The sequence below is a fragment of the Nocardiopsis flavescens genome, assembly GCF_900141985.1.
GTDB lineage: Bacteria > Actinomycetota > Actinomycetes > Streptosporangiales > Streptosporangiaceae > Nocardiopsis > Nocardiopsis flavescens.
In genome coordinates, this window is sequence record NZ_FQZK01000015.1 from 38,840 (window position 1) to 54,205 (window position 15,366).

The window sequence follows — 15,366 nt, forward strand, 5'->3', positions numbered from 1 at the left end:
CACAGAAATTCGCTCCCACCCGCGAACACGGCACAGTGCTGGGCTCTACGGCACGGTTCGCCGGGCGAGCGGGAGCGGAGGTGCCGCTCCTCGTGGTGAGGGCACGTACGCCGCTCCCGCTCTGGTTCTCCGCCACGGACCCGCCCAGGCCTCCCCGGTGGAACAGGGGTGGTTTGCCGGTGCTCATGCCGTCGCGCGTTCGTCGGCCGGTTCGCCGTCTTCGAGGTCGTCCTCGGTGCACACGAGCGGCGGATACGGCTCGTCCACCCAGACCACCCGGCACGGGTAATGCGTCCTCCGCTCACAGATCGACATGACCTGAGACAACGACCGAAAGCTTCCTCGGAGCCTCATCTCCTGGGGGATGAGGCTGACGCCGCCGTCACTGAACTGGAGTCCCCAGGCGAGGACCACGGCGTCGGACTCCTCATAGTTCAGGACACAGACAGCGAACCTGCGGGGTGCCGCCTCACGGGACATCTCGTCGGTTTCGTGCTCCAGCTCCTCCGGGGAGAGGTGGAAGAGCGTGTGCACGGTCGCGGAGATTTGTTCGTTCGTCATGCCCATGAGCATCCATCGTGGCGCTGACCTGCGGGAAGAGTTTCGGGTTCTGAGCTTGGATCGTGGAACGCCGCCCGAAAAGCGAGGTTTTCAGGGAAACCCCTTGGAACTTCGGGGTTCGGCCCTGAACCTCGGAACCCCCTCCTGAACCACCGTGGAATGCAGCCCCCTGCGTTGGAAACGGACACGGCTTCGTGGAATCCCGCGCTCGACCGCAGAATCGGACATCCGCCGGTGTCGCAGGCCAGTTCGAAATGAACCTGTGGAAAAGCTGTGCGACGACCCGGGGTCGATTAACCTGGGCGTTAGTAGGTCGTGCGTGACCTGTATCCACGTGATCCGGCATCAGGTCGTGTACACCCCTCTCTCGGCCGCCCCTCTTTTCCACAGGAGAGCCCTGTGACCGATTTGCGTGTTATCCCGACCGCTCCCGACGACTCCGCGGACGGCGCCGCCGACACCGGCAAGCGCCCCGCACCCCTACTGCGTTACTACGGGTCTGAACTGCGGAGGTTCCGCGAGGCGGCGGGACTCACGCAGGAGGAGCTGGGGAAGCGGATCAACTGCTCCAAGAGCAAGGTGTCCATGGTGGAGACGGGACGCAGCTCACCTCTGGAGGCCACGAAGAAGGATCGGCTGAACTCGCCCTTCACCCGCCAGTGCGAGGAGGCGTTGAATACGGGAGGCGCCCTGACACGGATACTGCCGCTACTCGTAGATGTGGAGAAGGCCTATCCTGATTGGTTTCGACCTTTCCCTGGGCTTGAGTCCGAGGCTACAGAAATCTATAGTTTCGAACCTCAAGCCGTCCCAGGCCTCTTGCAGACGGAAGATTACGCCCGCGAACTGCTGCGTTCTTACTACCCTCCGATCTCTGACGCTGAGCTGGAGAGCCAGGTGCAGGCCAGAATGCACCGGCAAGAAGCACTGAAGCGTAAGATGCCACCGCTCAGCTGGTTCCTGCTGGATGAGGCTGTTCTACGAAGGCCGGTTGGAGGAGCGGAGTTATTTGCCGCCCAGCTGGATCATCTTCTGATTACTGGCGGTAACCGCTGGGTTCAGCTTCAGATCATCCCCTTCACTCGGGGTCCGCATGCTCTGATGAATGGGAGCATGGTGATCCTCCAGTTGCCCAAGGATAGGGTGTTATACGTTGAGGGGCAGGGGAGCGCACACATCACCGCGACGGAACCGGACGTCTACAAAGCCACCCTCACTTTCCATGCGGCCTGTGCGCAAGCGCTCTCCACAGAAGAGTCGTTGCAGTTGATCGCAGAAATCCGAGGAACACTATGCTGATGACGTCCTCCGTTGCTGGTCTGGCGTGGCGCAAGTCCACCTACAGCGGAAACCAAGGGGGCAACTGCGTAGAGGTGGCCGACACCCCCGACCTCCACGCGGTCCGCGACTCCAAGACCCCTGGTCAGGCACCCCTTGCCTTCGACCGCGCCGAGTGGCAGGCCTTCCTCCGCACCACCCGGGACGACCGGCTCTGACCAGCCCAGATACCTCCGCCCCGGCCGTTGGCCGGGGCATCACCGATGATCAGGCAAACGATCCCGTGGCGGCCGAGCAGGCCGTCACGATCACGGATCTGAAAACCGGGACTCGAAAGCGGCGAGGGCGGGGAACGCGGCGGTGTCGATGCTCCGTGTTCTTCACGCCCCACGAGTGGGAAAGCTTCCTGGACGGAGCCGAAAAAGGAGAGTTCCAGCGCTAGAAAGGCCCTTGTGTGGGAAACCTGACGTTCCGCAAGTCCAGCTACAGCGGTGGATCGAACAACTGCGTCGAGGTGGCGGAGTCAGCCGCAGGTGCCGCGATGCGCGACACCAAGCACAGAGACCTCGGCACACTCACCTTCCCCACCCGTGAATGGCGCGCCCTCCTCGGCGCATCCAAGCTCCAAGAGCCCTCATGACCCAATGGCGCAAGTCCACCTACAGCGCGACCGAGAGCCACTGCGTCGAGGTGGCCGACACCCCCGACCTCCACGCCGTCCGCGACTCCAAGACCCCCGGTCAGGCGCCCTTCGCCTTCGACCGCACCGAGTGGCAGGCCTTCCTCCGCACCACCCAGGGCGACCGGCGCTAACCACCCTGGTTACCTCCGCCTCGGCCGGCGGCGGGGGCATCACCGATGATCAGGCAGGTGATCCCGTGGCGGCCGAGCAGGCCGTCACGATCGCGGATCTGAAAACCGGGACTCGAAGGCGGCGAGGGTGGGGAACGCGGCGGTGTCGATGCTCCGTGTTGCCGCGTACTCCTCCGCGCTTCGGAGGAGAAGCGTCCGGCGGTAGTGCCACTTGCGGTACTTGGCGGCCGGAGCCCCGTCCTTCGGTCGCATACGCGCGAGGAAGAAGAAGCCCTTGGCCAGCAGAAAGTCCCCCGTGTGGAGACTCAAGGGCCCACCCGCGCACTCCCGGGCCACGGCGTCCAGTGCCTCGGTGTAGCGGGTCCTCTGCTCCGGGGTGAAGCCGTACCCGCGTCCCCCGCCCTTGAAGGCCGCGATGTCCAGCACGGGATAGACGTCGTAGCCCAGCGGGGCCGGCGCGTGGTGCTGCCAGTCGATGACGGCGTCCGGAAAGGCGTTGGGCAGCCCGTAGTCCAGATGGCCGTGGCACAGGGGCACCTGGGCAAGCCGGGCCACGGCGGTGTCGATGAGGGCCCGGATCTCCTCCGTGTCCAGGTCCGGGTTCTCCGCGAAGACCTCCTCGACGAACCCCGCCCGGTGGAACCAGGTCCTCTCCGGCGTTTCCGCGTCCTCGACCGGATGGGCGGCCTGCGCCCGCAGCAGCCGCGAGGAGACGGCCGCGGCTGCGTCGACCAGCGCGTCGTCCACCACGCCCCCACTGTCCTGTGCCTGCATCATCGCGAGGTCGTGGAGGCTGTGCGTACCCGCTTCGGGCTCGGTGAAGTGGTACCCCCTCCCGCTGGCCCCCACCTCGACCGGCCGGGGCACGGGAAACCCGAGACCGGCGAGCAGACACTGGTGCTCGCCCTCTCTCTCCACCTCAGGACCACCGGTCCGCTTGTAGAGCCGCTCGCCGGGCGAATACCAGACGGCTCCCCCGTCCGAGGCGGTCCTGGCCGTGATCAGCTCCCAGTCAGGCAACGGCGACGATCCTCACTTTCATGGCCGCATCCGGTCACGGTGAACGACTGTTCCGATCCGCAGAGTCATGGCACGATTCTTCTAGAATATTCTCGACTATGAGAGAGCAGGCGCTGATGCGGCTGACGTTCCTGGGCACCGATAGCGAGGACGGCCACTGCCCCACCCTCTACAAGACCGACCGCGACACCATCGTTGTCCAGGGCTACAAGGTCATCGACCCGGAAGCCATGGGGGACGTGCGGGACCTGGCAGAGAACGAGACCCTGGTCGAGGTCCCCAGGGAGCTTCTGCGGTTCGCCGACGAGGGCGAGTGACGCATGTCCAGGATCATCACAGATGACGAGTTCACGCAGCAGTTCAGGGACTTCGAGCACACGGCCTGGAAGCTGGAGGTTCGTGACCGCTACAACGTCAGCAAGGAGGCCCGGGACGTCCGGCGCTTTCTCAGCACCGGCGACCTCGGTCGTGACGCGGACTTCGCCCGGACTTCCAGATGGCACCGGAACGTCGCCAGCCGCAGCGCGGAGGGAAAGACCTGGCAGCGCGTCCGAGTGGTCTCCGAGCCCCTGAGCGACTACATCCGCTGGGAACACGCCGTCACTCGGTTCAACGTCGAGGCGGGGGAAGACATCCGGTGGCTGCCCAGGCACAACCCGGCCGTCCAGGAACTCCCGGACTTCGACTTCTGGCTGTTCGACGGTGCGTGGGGGTGCCTCCTGCACTTCGATGATGATGACGTCCCGTTCAAGTCCGAGCACGTCGACGACCCGGCCACGATCGCGCTCTACCGCAAGTGGCGTGACATCGCTTGGCAGCAGGCGATCCCGCACGGTGAGTATGACCCCGAGAGCAGTAAGCGGTTCAATATCTAGGTGACTTACAGCATTGAGCGGGCCCGGCAAGACCTGGGCAGACGGCTCCGCGAGATACGCCGGTCAGCAGGACTGACAGGCGTGCAACTCGCGGAGCTGTTGGCATGGAGCCAGTCGAAAATCTCCAAGATCGAGACCGGCCGCCAGAACCCCGAGTCGGCTGAGATCATGAAATGGACTCGCGCCTGCGGCAGGGAGGATGCGGCCACTGATCTCATCAACCGTTTGAATGAGCTGGAGTCGATGTGGGTTGCATGGAAAGACCAGCTACATCACGGCCACAGCGGAGTTCAGGCGCGCATCGCCCGCGAAGAGAAACAAGTCCGCGTCTTTCGCGGATACGAGCCCATGATCATTCCCGGACTTTTCCAGACGCCGGACTACGCGCATGCGGTATTGGAGGGCGCGAACCGGAAGAACAGGTCGACCTCCGACCTTGAGGCCGCCGTCCAGCAGCGGATCCACCGCCAGGACGTGCTCTACCGCCGTGACAAGAACTTCCGCTACATCATCGCCGAGGCCGCCCTGCACCACAGACGTGGCGACCGGGAGACCATGGCGGCGCAGATGGATCGGCTGATCACATTGAGCCGACTCTCCAACGTCTCCCTCGGGATCATCCCCTTCGACTCGTCTCCCCCTTATCTTCCGAACCACGGGTTCTGGATTCGGGATGAAAGTTCGGTCGTGGTCGAAACCATTTCTGCCGAACTCACCCTGAGCCACCCGATCGAGGTCGAGCAGTACCTCCATGTGTTCCAGATGGCTTCGTCAGGAGCCTGCTTCAATGATAAGGCGAGGGCTCTGATAGGACATGCCGTCAGGCAGGATGGAGTTTAAAAAAATATGATCCCGACCAAGGAAAACACCTAGGCTTATTCTCATTTATTCTCCCCACACCCGAACGCAAGTTCATCAAGCGAATAGATGAGAATTTTCGCACCCGGGCAGCGGCCTCTTCCATATCTTGTCCCCAGGTTCAGCGAAAGGGGATCTCATGGGAGATCGACGCGAGGACACCGCCGGGCTGGTGGCTCTGGGCACCGGTCGACGAACTGTTGCCGGACGCCGTCTCGGATCCTTCCTATGTGACCGGCGCTGGTACGGACCGGGAGCTGTCATGGACCGTCCAGGGATCTCAGGTACGGAGCTGGTTGCGCACCCGCTCCGATCAGTTGGTCGGGGAACTCCCGCCGAGCACACGTCACCTCTGCCGCAGCCGCCTGAGCCGTTCATTCCCCGTGCGGCCGACTGCGACAACTGCGGGGGAGGCGGGTGGATCTTCCCGGGCGGGGACGGGCAGGGGCCGTGGAAGGACAAAGAGCCCGTGCGGTGCCCGCTGTGCAAGGGGACCGGGAAGGTATGAGGAAGTGACCGACCTCGACCGGGCGCACGCCCTTCTGACGGAACGCCTGGACACCACCGACGAGATCCGGGCCGCCTTCTCGTCCCACCCCCGGCACGGGTACATCCCGGACGTGATCTGGCCCGATGCGGTCGGGGACGCACTCGACCGGGCCGAGGACCCCGAACGGTGGGCGGCCCGCGTCTACACGGACGACTACGTCACCACGCAGGCCGACGACGGCGGCACCGGACCCGTGAACATCCCCACGTCGTCCTCCTCCGCACCCCAGCTCATGGCGGACATGCTCCGGGCGGCGGAGATCGAACCCGGCATGCGGGTGCTGGAGATCGGCACGGGCACCGGGTGGAACGCCGCCATCCTCTCCACCCTCGTAGGCCCCACGGGGTCGGTGACCAGTGTGGAGATCGACCCCGGCGTGGCCGCGCACGCCCGGGAGCGCCTGGCGGGGACCGGCGTGAAGGTGGTCACCGGCACCGACCCGGGCGGCCCCGAGGTCTTCGACGCCCTCATCGCCACGTGCGCGGTCCAGCGGCTTCCCCTCGCCTGGGTGGAACGCGTCGGTGACGGCGCCCGGCTGGTGGTCCCCTGGGCGCCCTACCCCGAGGGCGGTCCCACCCCCGTCGCCGCGCTGCGCAGGACGGGGCCCGCCACCGCCGCCGGCCCGCTGGTCCGGGACGCCTCGTTCATGCGCGACCGCGGGCAGCGCGGTGCCCGACGGAGGTTCCCCGGCAACGGAGAGGAGGCCACCGATCGCACGACCTTCCCCGAAGGGTCACGGGACCTCCTCCGCAACGACCGGCTGACCCGTCTCGTCCTCACCTGTCCGGAGCTGTACATCGCCGTGGGAGGCCGCCCCTGGAAGGACGGGACCGCACCCGTCGTAGCGGTGGGAGAAGGCGGCGACTGGGCGCACATCCTGCCGGACGGCTCGGCCACCTGCAACGGGACCAGGGCACTGACCACCCTCACCGAGGCGTACACGACGCTGGACGACGCGGGTTGGCCCGGCCTGGACACGTTCACCCTCGAAGCGGACGCGGAAAGCGGCGCCCACACCCTCCGCTCCCGCCTGGGCACGTGGGAACACCCGGCGTCCTGCGGCGCAGACCCCGCATGACGGGTCCGGCGGACGCCGGACCCGCGGCCCGTCCCCGCCCATGCACTGCCCCGGGGACCACTGCCCGAGGGCCCGGGCATCGTCTCTCCCCCGGTCTCCTCCCCCACCGACGGGGCCGAACAGCTCGACCGCGAGAACGGGCGTCCCGCCTACCACCTCTGCCACCACGGCCTCGGTGTGGTGGGGAGTCCCTGACGCCCGAAGGGGTAGGGGACGCCGCATGACCCTCATCCTGCACATGACCGAGCTGGAGCGCTGGAAGGCCGACGGCGACGTCGAAGCCGACTCCCTGGCGAGCCAAGGCTTCGTGCACGCCTCTCCCGACGAGAAGACCCTGCTGGCGGTCGCCAACGCGTTCTACGCCGCGGCGGCCGAACCCCTGGTCGCGCTGGTCGTGGACACCGCTGCCCTGGACTCCCGGGGGATCGGGACCCGCTGGGAGGCGGCCGACCCGGCACCGCCGCCCGGGGCCGACCCGGACGTGCTCTTCCCGCACGTGTACGGCGCGATCCCGCGGGACGCGGTGGTGGCGGTCCGCCACCTGCGCCGCGATCCCGGCGGCCGGTTCACCGCGGTCCAGGAGCGGTCGGCGACCGCCGAGGCCCTGGACCTGCTGCCCCACCCCGAGGGCGGGTGGTACCGGCAGACCTGGAGGTCGCGGGTGGAGGTCCGCCCCGAGGGCTACCCCGGCCCGCGGCCCAGCGCCACCGGCATCCACTTCCTGCTGTGCCCGGGCGAGGAGTCGCGCTGGCACCGGGTGCGCTCGGACGAGGTGTGGGTGTTCCAGCGCGGCGGCCCGCTGCGCCTGGAGTTCGGCGGCACCGGGCCCGCACCGGTGCCGGAGGGCGGCGAGACCCTGGGCTCCGGCCTGGAGGCGGGGGAGTCCCTCCAGGTGCAGGTGCCCGCGGGCACCTGGCGGTCGGCGCACCCCGCGACCGCGGAAGAGGTCCTGGTGGGCTGCTTCGTGTCCCCGGGCTTCGACTTCGCGGACTTCGAGGCGGTCTGAGGCCGGCGTGATCCGGGGATCCCCCAAGACCGCGCCGTCCGGGGTCCCGGGCCGGGCAGGGGCCGGAGGCCTCCCCGGGGCCCGGCGGCGCCGGACCCCGGGGCCCCGGCAGCGGGGGTGGCCGGACCGTCCCCCTGGCCTCGGAGGGCACGCCGCGGGCCGCACGGCGCGCGGCCGTGGCCCGGGTCGGCCCGCGTCCGGCACGACGGCGCCCTTCGCACCGGGGCCGCCCACGGCGGCGGTGCGCCCGGCGGCCCCGGGCGCGGTGCACGGGTGGCCGGCCGCGCTGCTCGGGCGCGACCGCCGTGAGAAGAGGTGAGGTGACGATCGGAGACGGGGCGGGGGCGTCGGGCGCCGGACGGTCAGAAGCGGCCGGACGCCTGCTGGGACCCCGTGGAGTAGTGACCGTCGCCGAAGTCGTGCTCCCCGCCGGGGCGGGGGATCGGCCCGCTGTCGCGGATGTCGCTGTGCTGTCCGACGCTGGGCGGGCTGGTGTGCCGCACCTTGCCCTTGTCGATCCCCAGGATCCGGTTCAGGTAGCCCTTCTTGCCGACCACGAACCAGGTGATCGCCCCGAACAGCGGGAACCAGAGGATGAAGAGGATCCACAGGAGCTTGCCCCCCGCGGTGGTGTTGTCGTTGACGAGCGCCGAGATGACGGCGGCGACCAGCAGCACCGCGAGCGCCAGGGCGACGGCGATGACGACGATGCCCGTGATGCCGGCCAGCCAGCCGAACGCCGTCCCTGCGGGGTCCGACGTCGTGTTCGCGAGTGCCACGCGGTCGGTGAGGTGCTCGATCATGTCTCCCCCAAGCATGCTGTGAGCGTGTCAACACGTAGAGTAATCATCATGGCGGCATACTCACCCCCATTTCGCTGTTTTCGGGCGTTTCCCTGGTGCCGACTCGGTGGGCTACTCATCGGTACCGCCCCCCACCAGCGCTTTCCGCTGCTTTACTGAGAAGCATGGGCTCTCCTCCCCTCGAAGCGATCCCGCTCCGTCACCCTCTCCCGACGGTCGGAGGCGGTCCGCGGGGCTCCGGGGCCGTGCGGCCGTGACCAGGAAACCCCGTTACGTCTGGCTGGCCGACCAACTCCGCGCCCCCATCCTGCGCGGCGAGATGCCCCCGGGGACCCGGCTGCCCTCGCGCACCCGCCTCGCCCGGAGCTACCGGGTGAGCGAGCAGATCTCCCGCACCGCCCTGCGGCTCCTGGTCACCGAGGGCCTGGTGGAGGCCCGCCCCGGCTCCGGCTACTACGTGCGCGACACCCCCGACGTCTTCCGGATCTGCCGCACCGACTCCACCTCGGGCTCCGGGCTGGGCCGCCTCGCCCGCGAACCCCTGGGCACCGAGCAGGAGCCGGGGGAGACCCCGGTCGTCGAGCGCCTGGGGCTGCGGGAGGAGGAGCCGGTGTACCGCACCACCTCCCGCGGGCTGTCGGCGGGCCGCCCCATCACCCTGCACCGGTCCTGGGAGCCCGCCGCCCTCACCGTCGGAACGCTGCGCACCCCCTTCGACGCCGCCTCGGACGCGGGCCTGCTCGAACGCCTGGGCGCCGCCGGGTACCCCGTCGACCGGGTCGTGGAGGAGGTCGGGGTGCGGGTGCTGCGCGAGTCCGAGGCCGTCCTGCTCGACTCCGCCGCGGGCATCCCCGTGCTGGTCGTGGAGCGCACCCACTACAGCGGCAACCGCCCCGTGGAGACGTCCGACCTCATCGGCACCGCCGACCAGTGTCGACTCCTCTACAAACTGACACTGGCCCGGCCGCGTCCGCGCGGGCGCCCCTGACCCCGGGCACCCCGGCCCCGCGTACGCGAAGGGGGCGGTCGCCGCGGCGACCGCCCCCACCGGAGCCCTACCGGGTCAGGAGGTGAACTCCCGGGCCACGACCTCCGCAATCTGCGCGGTGTTGAGCGCCGCGCCCTTGCGCAGGTTGTCCCCGCACAGGAACAGGTCGAGCGAGGTCGGGTCGTCCAGGGACTGCCGGATGCGGCCCACCCAGGTCGGGTCGGTGCCCACCACGTCGGCCGGGGTCGGGAACTCGCCCTTGGCCGGGTCGTCCAGGACGGTCACGCCGTCGGCCTTGCCCAGCAGCTCGCGGGCGGCGTCGGCGGTCACCTCCTCCGCGAAGGTGGCGTGCACGGTCAGCGCGTGGGTGGTGATCACCGGGACGCGCACGCAGGTCGCCGCGACGCGCAGGTCGGGCAGGCCCAGGATCTTGCGGGACTCGTTGCGGACCTTCAGCTCCTCGGAGGACCAGCCGTCGTCCTTGAGCGAGCCCGCCCACGGCACGACGTTGTAGGCCAGCGGCGCCGGGAACGGGCCCAGCTCGCCCACGGCGGCGCGGACGTCGCCGGCCTTCTCGCCCAGGGTGCGGTCGGCGGCGACGGCGGCCATCTGGTCGCGCAGGACGTCGATGCCCTCCTGGCCCGCGCCCGAGGCGGCCTGGTAGGAGGAGACGACCAGGTCGGTGACGCCGTAGGTGCGGTGCAGCGCACCGATGGCCACGATCATCGACAGGGTGGTGCAGTTGGGGTTGCTGATGATGCCGCGCGGCCGGTTCCGGACCTGGTCGGCGTTGACCTCGGGCACCACGAGCGGGACGTCCGGGTCCATGCGGAAGGCGCCGGAGTTGTCGACGGCGACCGCGCCGCGGGCGGCCGCGATCGGCGCCCACTCCTTGGAGACCTCGTCGGGCACGTCGAACATGGCGACGTCGACGCCGTCGAAGACCTCCGGGGCCAGGGCCTGGACCACGACGTCCTCGCCGCGCACCCGCAGCACCTTGCCCGCGCTGCGCGGGGAGGCGATGAGGCGGATCTCGCCCCACACGTTCTCGCGGCGGGTCAGGATGTCGAGCATGACGGTGCCGACGGCGCCGGTCGCGCCGACGACGGCAAGGGTGGGAAGACGGTTGCTCATCGGCCGGTACCTCCGTAGACGACGGCCTCGACCTGCTGTGCGTCGAGCTGGAACTCGGTGTGCGCGGCCTGGACGGCCACGTCGATCTGGTCCTCCGTGACGATGACGGAGATGCGGATCTCCGAGGTGGAGATCATCTCGATGTTGGTGCCCGACCCCGCGATGGCGTCGAAGAAGCGGGCCGTGACCCCCGGGTAGGAGCGCATGCCCGCGCCGACCAGGGAGACCTTGCCGATCTTGTCGTCGTAGCGCAGCGACTCGAAGCCGACCTTCTCCTGCACCTTCTTCAGCGCGGACAGGGCCTGCTTGCCGAAGTCCTTGGGCACCGTGAAGGAGATGTCGGTGCGGGACGTCGAGACCGCCGACACGTTCTGGACGATCATGTCGATGTTGATCTCGGCGTCGGCGAGGGCCTTGAAGATCGTGGCCGCCTCACCGACCTTGTCGGGCACCCCGACGACGGTGACCTTGGCTTCGCTCCGGTCGTGGGAGACCCCGGAGATGATCGGCTGTTCCATGCCTTCGCTTTCCTCGACTTCCGAAACGATCCAGGTCCCGGGCTTCTGGCTGAACGACGAGCGGACGTGCAGGGGGATGTTGTACCGGCGCGCGTACTCCACGCAGCGCAGGTGCAGGATCTTGGTACCGCTGGCGGCCATCTCCAGCATCTCCTCGTAGGAGACCTGGGGGATGCGCCGGGCGGTGGGGACGATGCGCGGATCGGCGGTGAACACGCCGTCCACGTCGGAGTAGATCTCGCAGGCGTCCGCCTCCAGGGCGGCGGCCAGGGCGACGGCGGTGGTGTCCGAGCCGCCGCGCCCCAGGGTGGTGATGTCCTTGCTGTCCTGGGAGACGCCCTGGAAGCCGGCGACGATGCAGATCGCGCCCTCGTCCACGGCCTCCCGGATGCGGCCGGGGGTGACATCGATGATCTTGGCGTTGCCGTGCAGGGACGTGGTGATCACGCCCGCCTGAGAGCCGGTGAACGAGCGCGCCTCGAAGCCCAGGTTGGCGATGGCCATGGCGACCAGCGACATGGACATGCGCTCGCCCGCGGTGAGCAGCATGTCGAGTTCGCGCGCCGGGGGCATCGGGGAGACCTGCTCCGCGAGGTCGATCAGCTCGTCGGTGGTGTCGCCCATGGCCGAGACCACGACGACGACGTCATACCCCGCTTTTTTCTGAGCGACGATCCGCTGGGCTACTCGCTTGATGGCTTCCGCGTCGGCCACGGAAGACCCACCGTACTTCTGCACGATCAAGGCCACGGTCGATGCTCCTGAGGAGTTGGGTTCACAGAGGATTGCAATGGAGTGTAACCGGCGGCACCGCCGTCACCCCGTCCCACCTGGGACGGGACGGTTCGGGGCGTACCGGCGCACCGGGCACGGGTTACCCGGTGAACGGGAGAGTACTCATATTTCGGGCCGGTTACGGCGAAATGTGAGCTAGAACTCCAGGCTGCGGCGCCCCTCGAAGGCGCGTCCCAGAGTGACCTCGTCGGCGTATTCGAGATCGCCGCCGACGGGAAGGCCGCTGGCCAACCGGGTCACTTTGAGACCCATGGGTTTGACCAGGCGGGCGAGGTAGGTGGCCGTGGCCTCCCCCTCGAGGTTGGGGTCGGTCGCCAGGATCAGCTCGGTGACCTCGCCGTCGGCGAGGCGTTTCATGAGCTCCTTGACCCGCAGGTCGTCCGGGCCCACGCCCTCGATCGGGCTGATGGCCCCGCCCAGGACGTGGTAGCGGCCGCGGAACTCGCGGGTGCGCTCGACGGCGACGACGTCCTTGGACTCCTCGACCACGCAGATGACGGCGGGGTCGCGACGGGTGTCACGGCAGATCCGGCACTGCTCCTCTTCCGCGACGTTGCCGCAGACGGAGCAGAAGCGGACCTTCTCCTTGACCTCGACCAGAGCGCCGACCAGGCGCTTGACGTCCGCGTGCTCCGCGGACAGCAGGTGGAAGGCGATGCGCTGCGCGCTTTTCGGACCGACGCCGGGCAGACGCCCGAGCTCGTCGATCAGATTCTGCACCGCGCCTTCGTACATCGCCTGCCCATTCGGTCGGACCGTCGTGTCGCGGGGCGGTCCGTCACCCCGTACCACCACCGTATAGGGAACGGCGACCTTCCGCGTACGCGCGGGACCGCCGCCGCGGCGGCACGCCGGGGCGGGGCGCCCGCACGGCCCCTCCCGGGCCGGCCGGGAGGGGCCGCGGGTCCCGGGGGGCGGGGCCGTCCGCACCGGCGGGCGCGGGGCGCCGGGCCGGGCGGCGGCGCCCGCCGGGCGTCCCCTAGAAGCCGGGAAGGCCGGGCATGCCGCCGCCCAGGCCCTGGGTGAGCGGGCCCATCTTCTCCTGCTGGAGCCGCTCCACCTGCGCCTCGGCGTCGCGGATGGCCGCCAGGACCAGGTCCGCGATGGTCTCGGCGGTGTCCGCCGCGTCGTCGGTGTCCACGGCCGCGGGGGCGATGGTGATGTCCTCGACCTGTCCGCGCCCGCTCAGCTTGACCTTGACCAGGCCGCCGCCGGAGGTGCCCTCCACCTCGGCGCTCTCCAGGGCCTCCTGGGCCTCCACGAGCTGCTGCTGCATCTGCTGGGCCTGCTGGAGCAGGGCCTGCATGTCCATTCCGCCAGGGTTCACGGCCGTCTCCTCGTCGCACCCGCGGTGCCGGGTCTCGATGTCATGTCCGTATGCCTGTGAGAGTAACCGGTCCCGGAGAGCTGGTCGGGCCCGCGGCCGCACGGGCCGCGACGGCCTCGCCGATGACCGAGTCCAGGGCGGCGCGGCTCTTCTCCAGGGAGCCGATGGCGGCCTCGATGCGCTCGCGCTCCGCCAGGAACATGTCGAGCAGGTCGGGGGCGGGGCCCCCGCTCTCATTGGCGTACATGCACGGCATGATGCGGCGGACCGTGTCGCTGTTGAGCCCCGCCGCGTACAGGCAGCGGACGCGCTCGACCCGCTCGACAGCGTCCTCGGCGTACTCCCGGTGCCCGCCCGGGGAGCGGGTGGCGGCCAGCAGGCCCTGCTCCTCGTAGTAGCGCAGGGAGCGGGGGCTGGCTCCGCTGCGCCTGGCCAGTTCGCCGATCCTCACCGCGTCCTCCCCATGAGCTGCGTCACAAACCCTTGAATCTCACATCCGTGTCAGATTCTACGCTCACGGCATGGAGACGACGAAGGCGCGGGCCACCGCGCGCACCGCACCGACCGACCACCCGCTTCTCACCCCCTACGACCTGTCCGGAACCCCCCTGGCCAACCGCGTGGTCATGGCCCCCATGACGCGGCTGCGCGCGGACCTGGACGGGGCGGCCACCCCGCTGATGGCCGAGTACTACGGCCAGCGCGCCGGGGCCGGGCTCATCGTCTCGGAGGGGATCGCCCCGGACCCCGGCGGGCGCATCCACCCCCTCCAGCCGGGGCTGGACACCCCCGGGCAGATCGAGGCGTGGCGACCGGTGACCGGGGCCGTGCACGCCGCGGGAGGGCGGATCTTCGCCCAGCTCATGCACGGCGGGCGCAACGGCCACCCCGCCAACCTCCCCGGCGGCGGGTCCCCCGTCGCCCCGTCGGCCGTGGCCGCCCCCGGCCGGGTGCACACCCTGGACGGCAAGGCCGACCCGGTGGTCCCGCGGGCGCTGTCCGCACGGGAGGCGCGGGCCCTGGCGGAGGGCCACGCGGAGGCGGCCCGCCGGGCGCTGCGCGCCGGGTTCGACGGGGTCGAGATCCACGGGGCGAACAGCTACCTCGTGCACCAGTTCCTGGCCGACGGCACCAACCTGCGCACCGACCGGTACGGCGGCCCGGTCGCGGGGCGCATCCGGTTCGCGGTGGAGGCGGTCGAGGCGGCGGCCGACGCGATCGGGGCCCACCGGGTGGGGCTGCGCGTCTCCCCCGGCAACCGGGAGGGCGGGATGGCGGAGCGCGACCCCGCACCGGTGTACCGGGCGCTACTGGCGGCCCTGGCCCCGCTGGGCCTGGCCTACCTGCACGTCACCGACGACCCGCGGTACCCGGCGCTGGACGACCTGCGGCCCCGGTGGGCGGGCACCCTGGCGGGCAACACCGGGGAGCACGTCGAGACCACGCGGGAGAGCGCCACCGCGCTCGTCGCGTCGGGCCGGGCGGACCTGGTGTCGGTGGGGCGGCCCTACATCTTCAACCCCGACGTGGTGGAGCGCCTCGCCGCCGGGGTGGCATGGGCGCCGATTCGGGGAAAGGACTACCACTACGGCAGCGGACCGCACGGATACGTGGACCTTCCCCGGCACGATGCGGTCGCAACTCTCCGAACGTCCGTTTCCACCAGAGAAAACGCCGAAGAGTAGCGATAAAATCACTGCCGGTTCACATCGTGCCTCTCAGGGCGCGGACCGTACCGGCGGTGTGCGCGCACCGCCGGCCA

19 protein-coding genes are annotated in these 15,366 nt (G+C 69.5%); 11 read left to right on the forward strand and 8 right to left on the reverse strand.

What is annotated here, in order from left to right:
* Positions 1–183 precede the first annotated feature (183 nt).
* On the reverse strand, positions 184–561 hold the full coding sequence (locus tag BUE45_RS21855) for a hypothetical protein (protein WP_143173441.1): 378 nt from the start codon (positions 559–561) through the stop codon (positions 184–186).
* A 399-nt stretch (positions 562–960) separates the two neighbouring features.
* On the opposite strand from BUE45_RS21855, the gene BUE45_RS21860 reads away from it, so the two are divergent.
* The 4 genes from BUE45_RS21860 to BUE45_RS21875 all read left to right on the forward strand — a co-directional run bounded on the left by BUE45_RS21860 (position 961) and on the right by BUE45_RS21875 (position 2,652).
* Positions 961–1,860 carry a helix-turn-helix domain-containing protein gene (locus tag BUE45_RS21860; protein ID WP_178378612.1) on the forward strand — a complete coding sequence of 300 codons (900 nt, stop codon included), beginning with the start codon at positions 961–963 and terminating at the stop codon, positions 1,858–1,860.
* Positions 1,860–2,057 carry a DUF397 domain-containing protein gene (locus tag BUE45_RS21865; protein WP_073381342.1) on the forward strand — a complete coding sequence of 66 codons (198 nt, stop codon included), beginning with the start codon at positions 1,860–1,862 and terminating at the stop codon, positions 2,055–2,057. The genes BUE45_RS21860 and BUE45_RS21865 overlap by 1 nt, the downstream gene beginning before the upstream one ends.
* A gap of 236 nt (positions 2,058–2,293) precedes the next feature.
* Positions 2,294–2,479, forward strand: a complete 186-nt coding sequence (locus tag BUE45_RS21870; protein ID WP_073381267.1) for a DUF397 domain-containing protein — start codon at positions 2,294–2,296, stop codon at positions 2,477–2,479.
* A complete protein-coding gene (locus tag BUE45_RS21875; protein WP_073381268.1) occupies positions 2,476–2,652 on the forward strand; it encodes a DUF397 domain-containing protein in 177 nt (58 codons plus the stop codon). Before BUE45_RS21870 ends, BUE45_RS21875 begins: the two co-directional genes overlap by 4 nt.
* 84 nt (positions 2,653–2,736) lie before the next feature.
* Here BUE45_RS21875 and BUE45_RS21880 read toward each other — a convergent pair whose 3' ends face one another.
* Positions 2,737–3,672 carry a phosphotransferase gene (locus tag BUE45_RS21880; protein ID WP_073381269.1) on the reverse strand — a complete coding sequence of 312 codons (936 nt, stop codon included), beginning with the start codon at positions 3,670–3,672 and terminating at the stop codon, positions 2,737–2,739.
* Between the two features lie 116 nt (positions 3,673–3,788).
* On the opposite strand from BUE45_RS21880, the gene BUE45_RS21885 reads away from it, so the two are divergent.
* The 5 genes from BUE45_RS21885 to BUE45_RS21905 all read left to right on the forward strand — a co-directional run bounded on the left by BUE45_RS21885 (position 3,789) and on the right by BUE45_RS21905 (position 8,039).
* Positions 3,789–3,989, forward strand: coding sequence for a hypothetical protein (locus BUE45_RS21885; protein WP_073381343.1), 201 nt, complete (start codon positions 3,789–3,791; stop codon positions 3,987–3,989).
* Between the two features lie 3 nt (positions 3,990–3,992).
* Positions 3,993–4,547, forward strand: a complete 555-nt coding sequence (locus tag BUE45_RS21890) for a DUF6879 family protein (RefSeq protein ID WP_073381270.1) — start codon at positions 3,993–3,995, stop codon at positions 4,545–4,547.
* Positions 4,548–5,387, forward strand: coding sequence for a helix-turn-helix domain-containing protein (locus BUE45_RS21895; protein ID WP_073381271.1), 840 nt, complete (start codon positions 4,548–4,550; stop codon positions 5,385–5,387).
* A gap of 530 nt (positions 5,388–5,917) precedes the next feature.
* Positions 5,918–7,033 carry an rRNA adenine N-6-methyltransferase family protein gene (locus BUE45_RS21900; RefSeq protein ID WP_073381272.1) on the forward strand — a complete coding sequence of 372 codons (1,116 nt, stop codon included), beginning with the start codon at positions 5,918–5,920 and terminating at the stop codon, positions 7,031–7,033.
* A 220-nt stretch (positions 7,034–7,253) separates the two neighbouring features.
* Entirely contained in the window at positions 7,254–8,039 is a 786-nt protein-coding gene (locus BUE45_RS21905; RefSeq protein WP_073381273.1) for a cupin domain-containing protein, read from the forward strand.
* A gap of 362 nt (positions 8,040–8,401) precedes the next feature.
* Here BUE45_RS21905 and BUE45_RS21910 read toward each other — a convergent pair whose 3' ends face one another.
* Positions 8,402–8,857 carry a PLD nuclease N-terminal domain-containing protein gene (locus tag BUE45_RS21910; protein ID WP_394328540.1) on the reverse strand — a complete coding sequence of 152 codons (456 nt, stop codon included), beginning with the start codon at positions 8,855–8,857 and terminating at the stop codon, positions 8,402–8,404.
* A gap of 238 nt (positions 8,858–9,095) precedes the next feature.
* Here BUE45_RS21910 and BUE45_RS21915 point away from each other — a divergent pair, with 238 nt between their 5' ends.
* Positions 9,096–9,830 carry a GntR family transcriptional regulator gene (locus tag BUE45_RS21915; protein ID WP_073381274.1) on the forward strand — a complete coding sequence of 245 codons (735 nt, stop codon included), beginning with the start codon at positions 9,096–9,098 and terminating at the stop codon, positions 9,828–9,830.
* Between the two features lie 75 nt (positions 9,831–9,905).
* Here BUE45_RS21915 and BUE45_RS21920 read toward each other — a convergent pair whose 3' ends face one another.
* From BUE45_RS21920 to BUE45_RS21940, 5 genes are all read right to left on the reverse strand, one after another.
* Positions 9,906–10,964 (reverse strand): aspartate-semialdehyde dehydrogenase, encoded by a 1,059-nt coding sequence (locus tag BUE45_RS21920; RefSeq protein ID WP_073381275.1) that lies wholly within the window; start codon positions 10,962–10,964, stop codon positions 9,906–9,908.
* Positions 10,961–12,232: an aspartate kinase gene (locus BUE45_RS21925; RefSeq protein WP_084737616.1), complete on the reverse strand. Its 1,272-nt coding sequence runs from the start codon at positions 12,230–12,232 to the stop codon at positions 10,961–10,963. Before BUE45_RS21925 ends, BUE45_RS21920 begins: the two co-directional genes overlap by 4 nt.
* Positions 12,233–12,412: 180 nt before the next feature.
* On the reverse strand, positions 12,413–13,012 hold the full coding sequence (recR, locus tag BUE45_RS21930) for a recombination mediator RecR (RefSeq protein WP_073381276.1): 600 nt from the start codon (positions 13,010–13,012) through the stop codon (positions 12,413–12,415).
* A 244-nt stretch (positions 13,013–13,256) separates the two neighbouring features.
* Positions 13,257–13,589, reverse strand: a complete 333-nt coding sequence (locus tag BUE45_RS21935; protein WP_073381277.1) for a YbaB/EbfC family nucleoid-associated protein — start codon at positions 13,587–13,589, stop codon at positions 13,257–13,259.
* A 55-nt stretch (positions 13,590–13,644) separates the two neighbouring features.
* Positions 13,645–14,055, reverse strand: coding sequence for a MerR family transcriptional regulator (locus BUE45_RS21940; RefSeq protein WP_073381278.1), 411 nt, complete (start codon positions 14,053–14,055; stop codon positions 13,645–13,647).
* Positions 14,056–14,125: 70 nt separating this feature from the next.
* Here BUE45_RS21940 and BUE45_RS21945 point away from each other — a divergent pair, with 70 nt between their 5' ends.
* Entirely contained in the window at positions 14,126–15,289 is a 1,164-nt protein-coding gene (locus tag BUE45_RS21945) for an oxidoreductase (RefSeq protein WP_073381279.1), read from the forward strand.
* Positions 15,290–15,366 lie beyond the last annotated feature (77 nt).

Excerpts from the sequence above, each read along its gene's own strand:
- BUE45_RS21855 (WP_143173441.1), bottom strand. The coding sequence starts at position 561 with ATGACGAACGAACAAATCTCCGCGACCGTGCACACGCTCTTCCACCTC.
- BUE45_RS21865 (WP_073381342.1), top strand. The coding sequence starts at position 1,860 with ATGACGTCCTCCGTTGCTGGTCTGGCGTGGCGCAAGTCCACCTACAGC.
- BUE45_RS21875 (WP_073381268.1), top strand. The coding sequence starts at position 2,476 with ATGACCCAATGGCGCAAGTCCACCTACAGCGCGACCGAGAGCCACTGC.
- BUE45_RS21885 (WP_073381343.1), top strand. The coding sequence starts at position 3,789 with ATGCGGCTGACGTTCCTGGGCACCGATAGCGAGGACGGCCACTGCCCC.
- BUE45_RS21890 (WP_073381270.1), top strand. The coding sequence starts at position 3,993 with ATGTCCAGGATCATCACAGATGACGAGTTCACGCAGCAGTTCAGGGAC.
- BUE45_RS21905 (WP_073381273.1), top strand. The coding sequence starts at position 7,254 with ATGACCCTCATCCTGCACATGACCGAGCTGGAGCGCTGGAAGGCCGAC.
- BUE45_RS21910 (WP_394328540.1), bottom strand. The coding sequence starts at position 8,857 with ATGCTTGGGGGAGACATGATCGAGCACCTCACCGACCGCGTGGCACTC.
- BUE45_RS21920 (WP_073381275.1), bottom strand. The coding sequence starts at position 10,964 with ATGAGCAACCGTCTTCCCACCCTTGCCGTCGTCGGCGCGACCGGCGCC.
- recR (WP_073381276.1), bottom strand. The coding sequence starts at position 13,012 with ATGTACGAAGGCGCGGTGCAGAATCTGATCGACGAGCTCGGGCGTCTG.
- BUE45_RS21935 (WP_073381277.1), bottom strand. The coding sequence starts at position 13,589 with ATGGACATGCAGGCCCTGCTCCAGCAGGCCCAGCAGATGCAGCAGCAG.
- BUE45_RS21945 (WP_073381279.1), top strand. The coding sequence starts at position 14,126 with ATGGAGACGACGAAGGCGCGGGCCACCGCGCGCACCGCACCGACCGAC.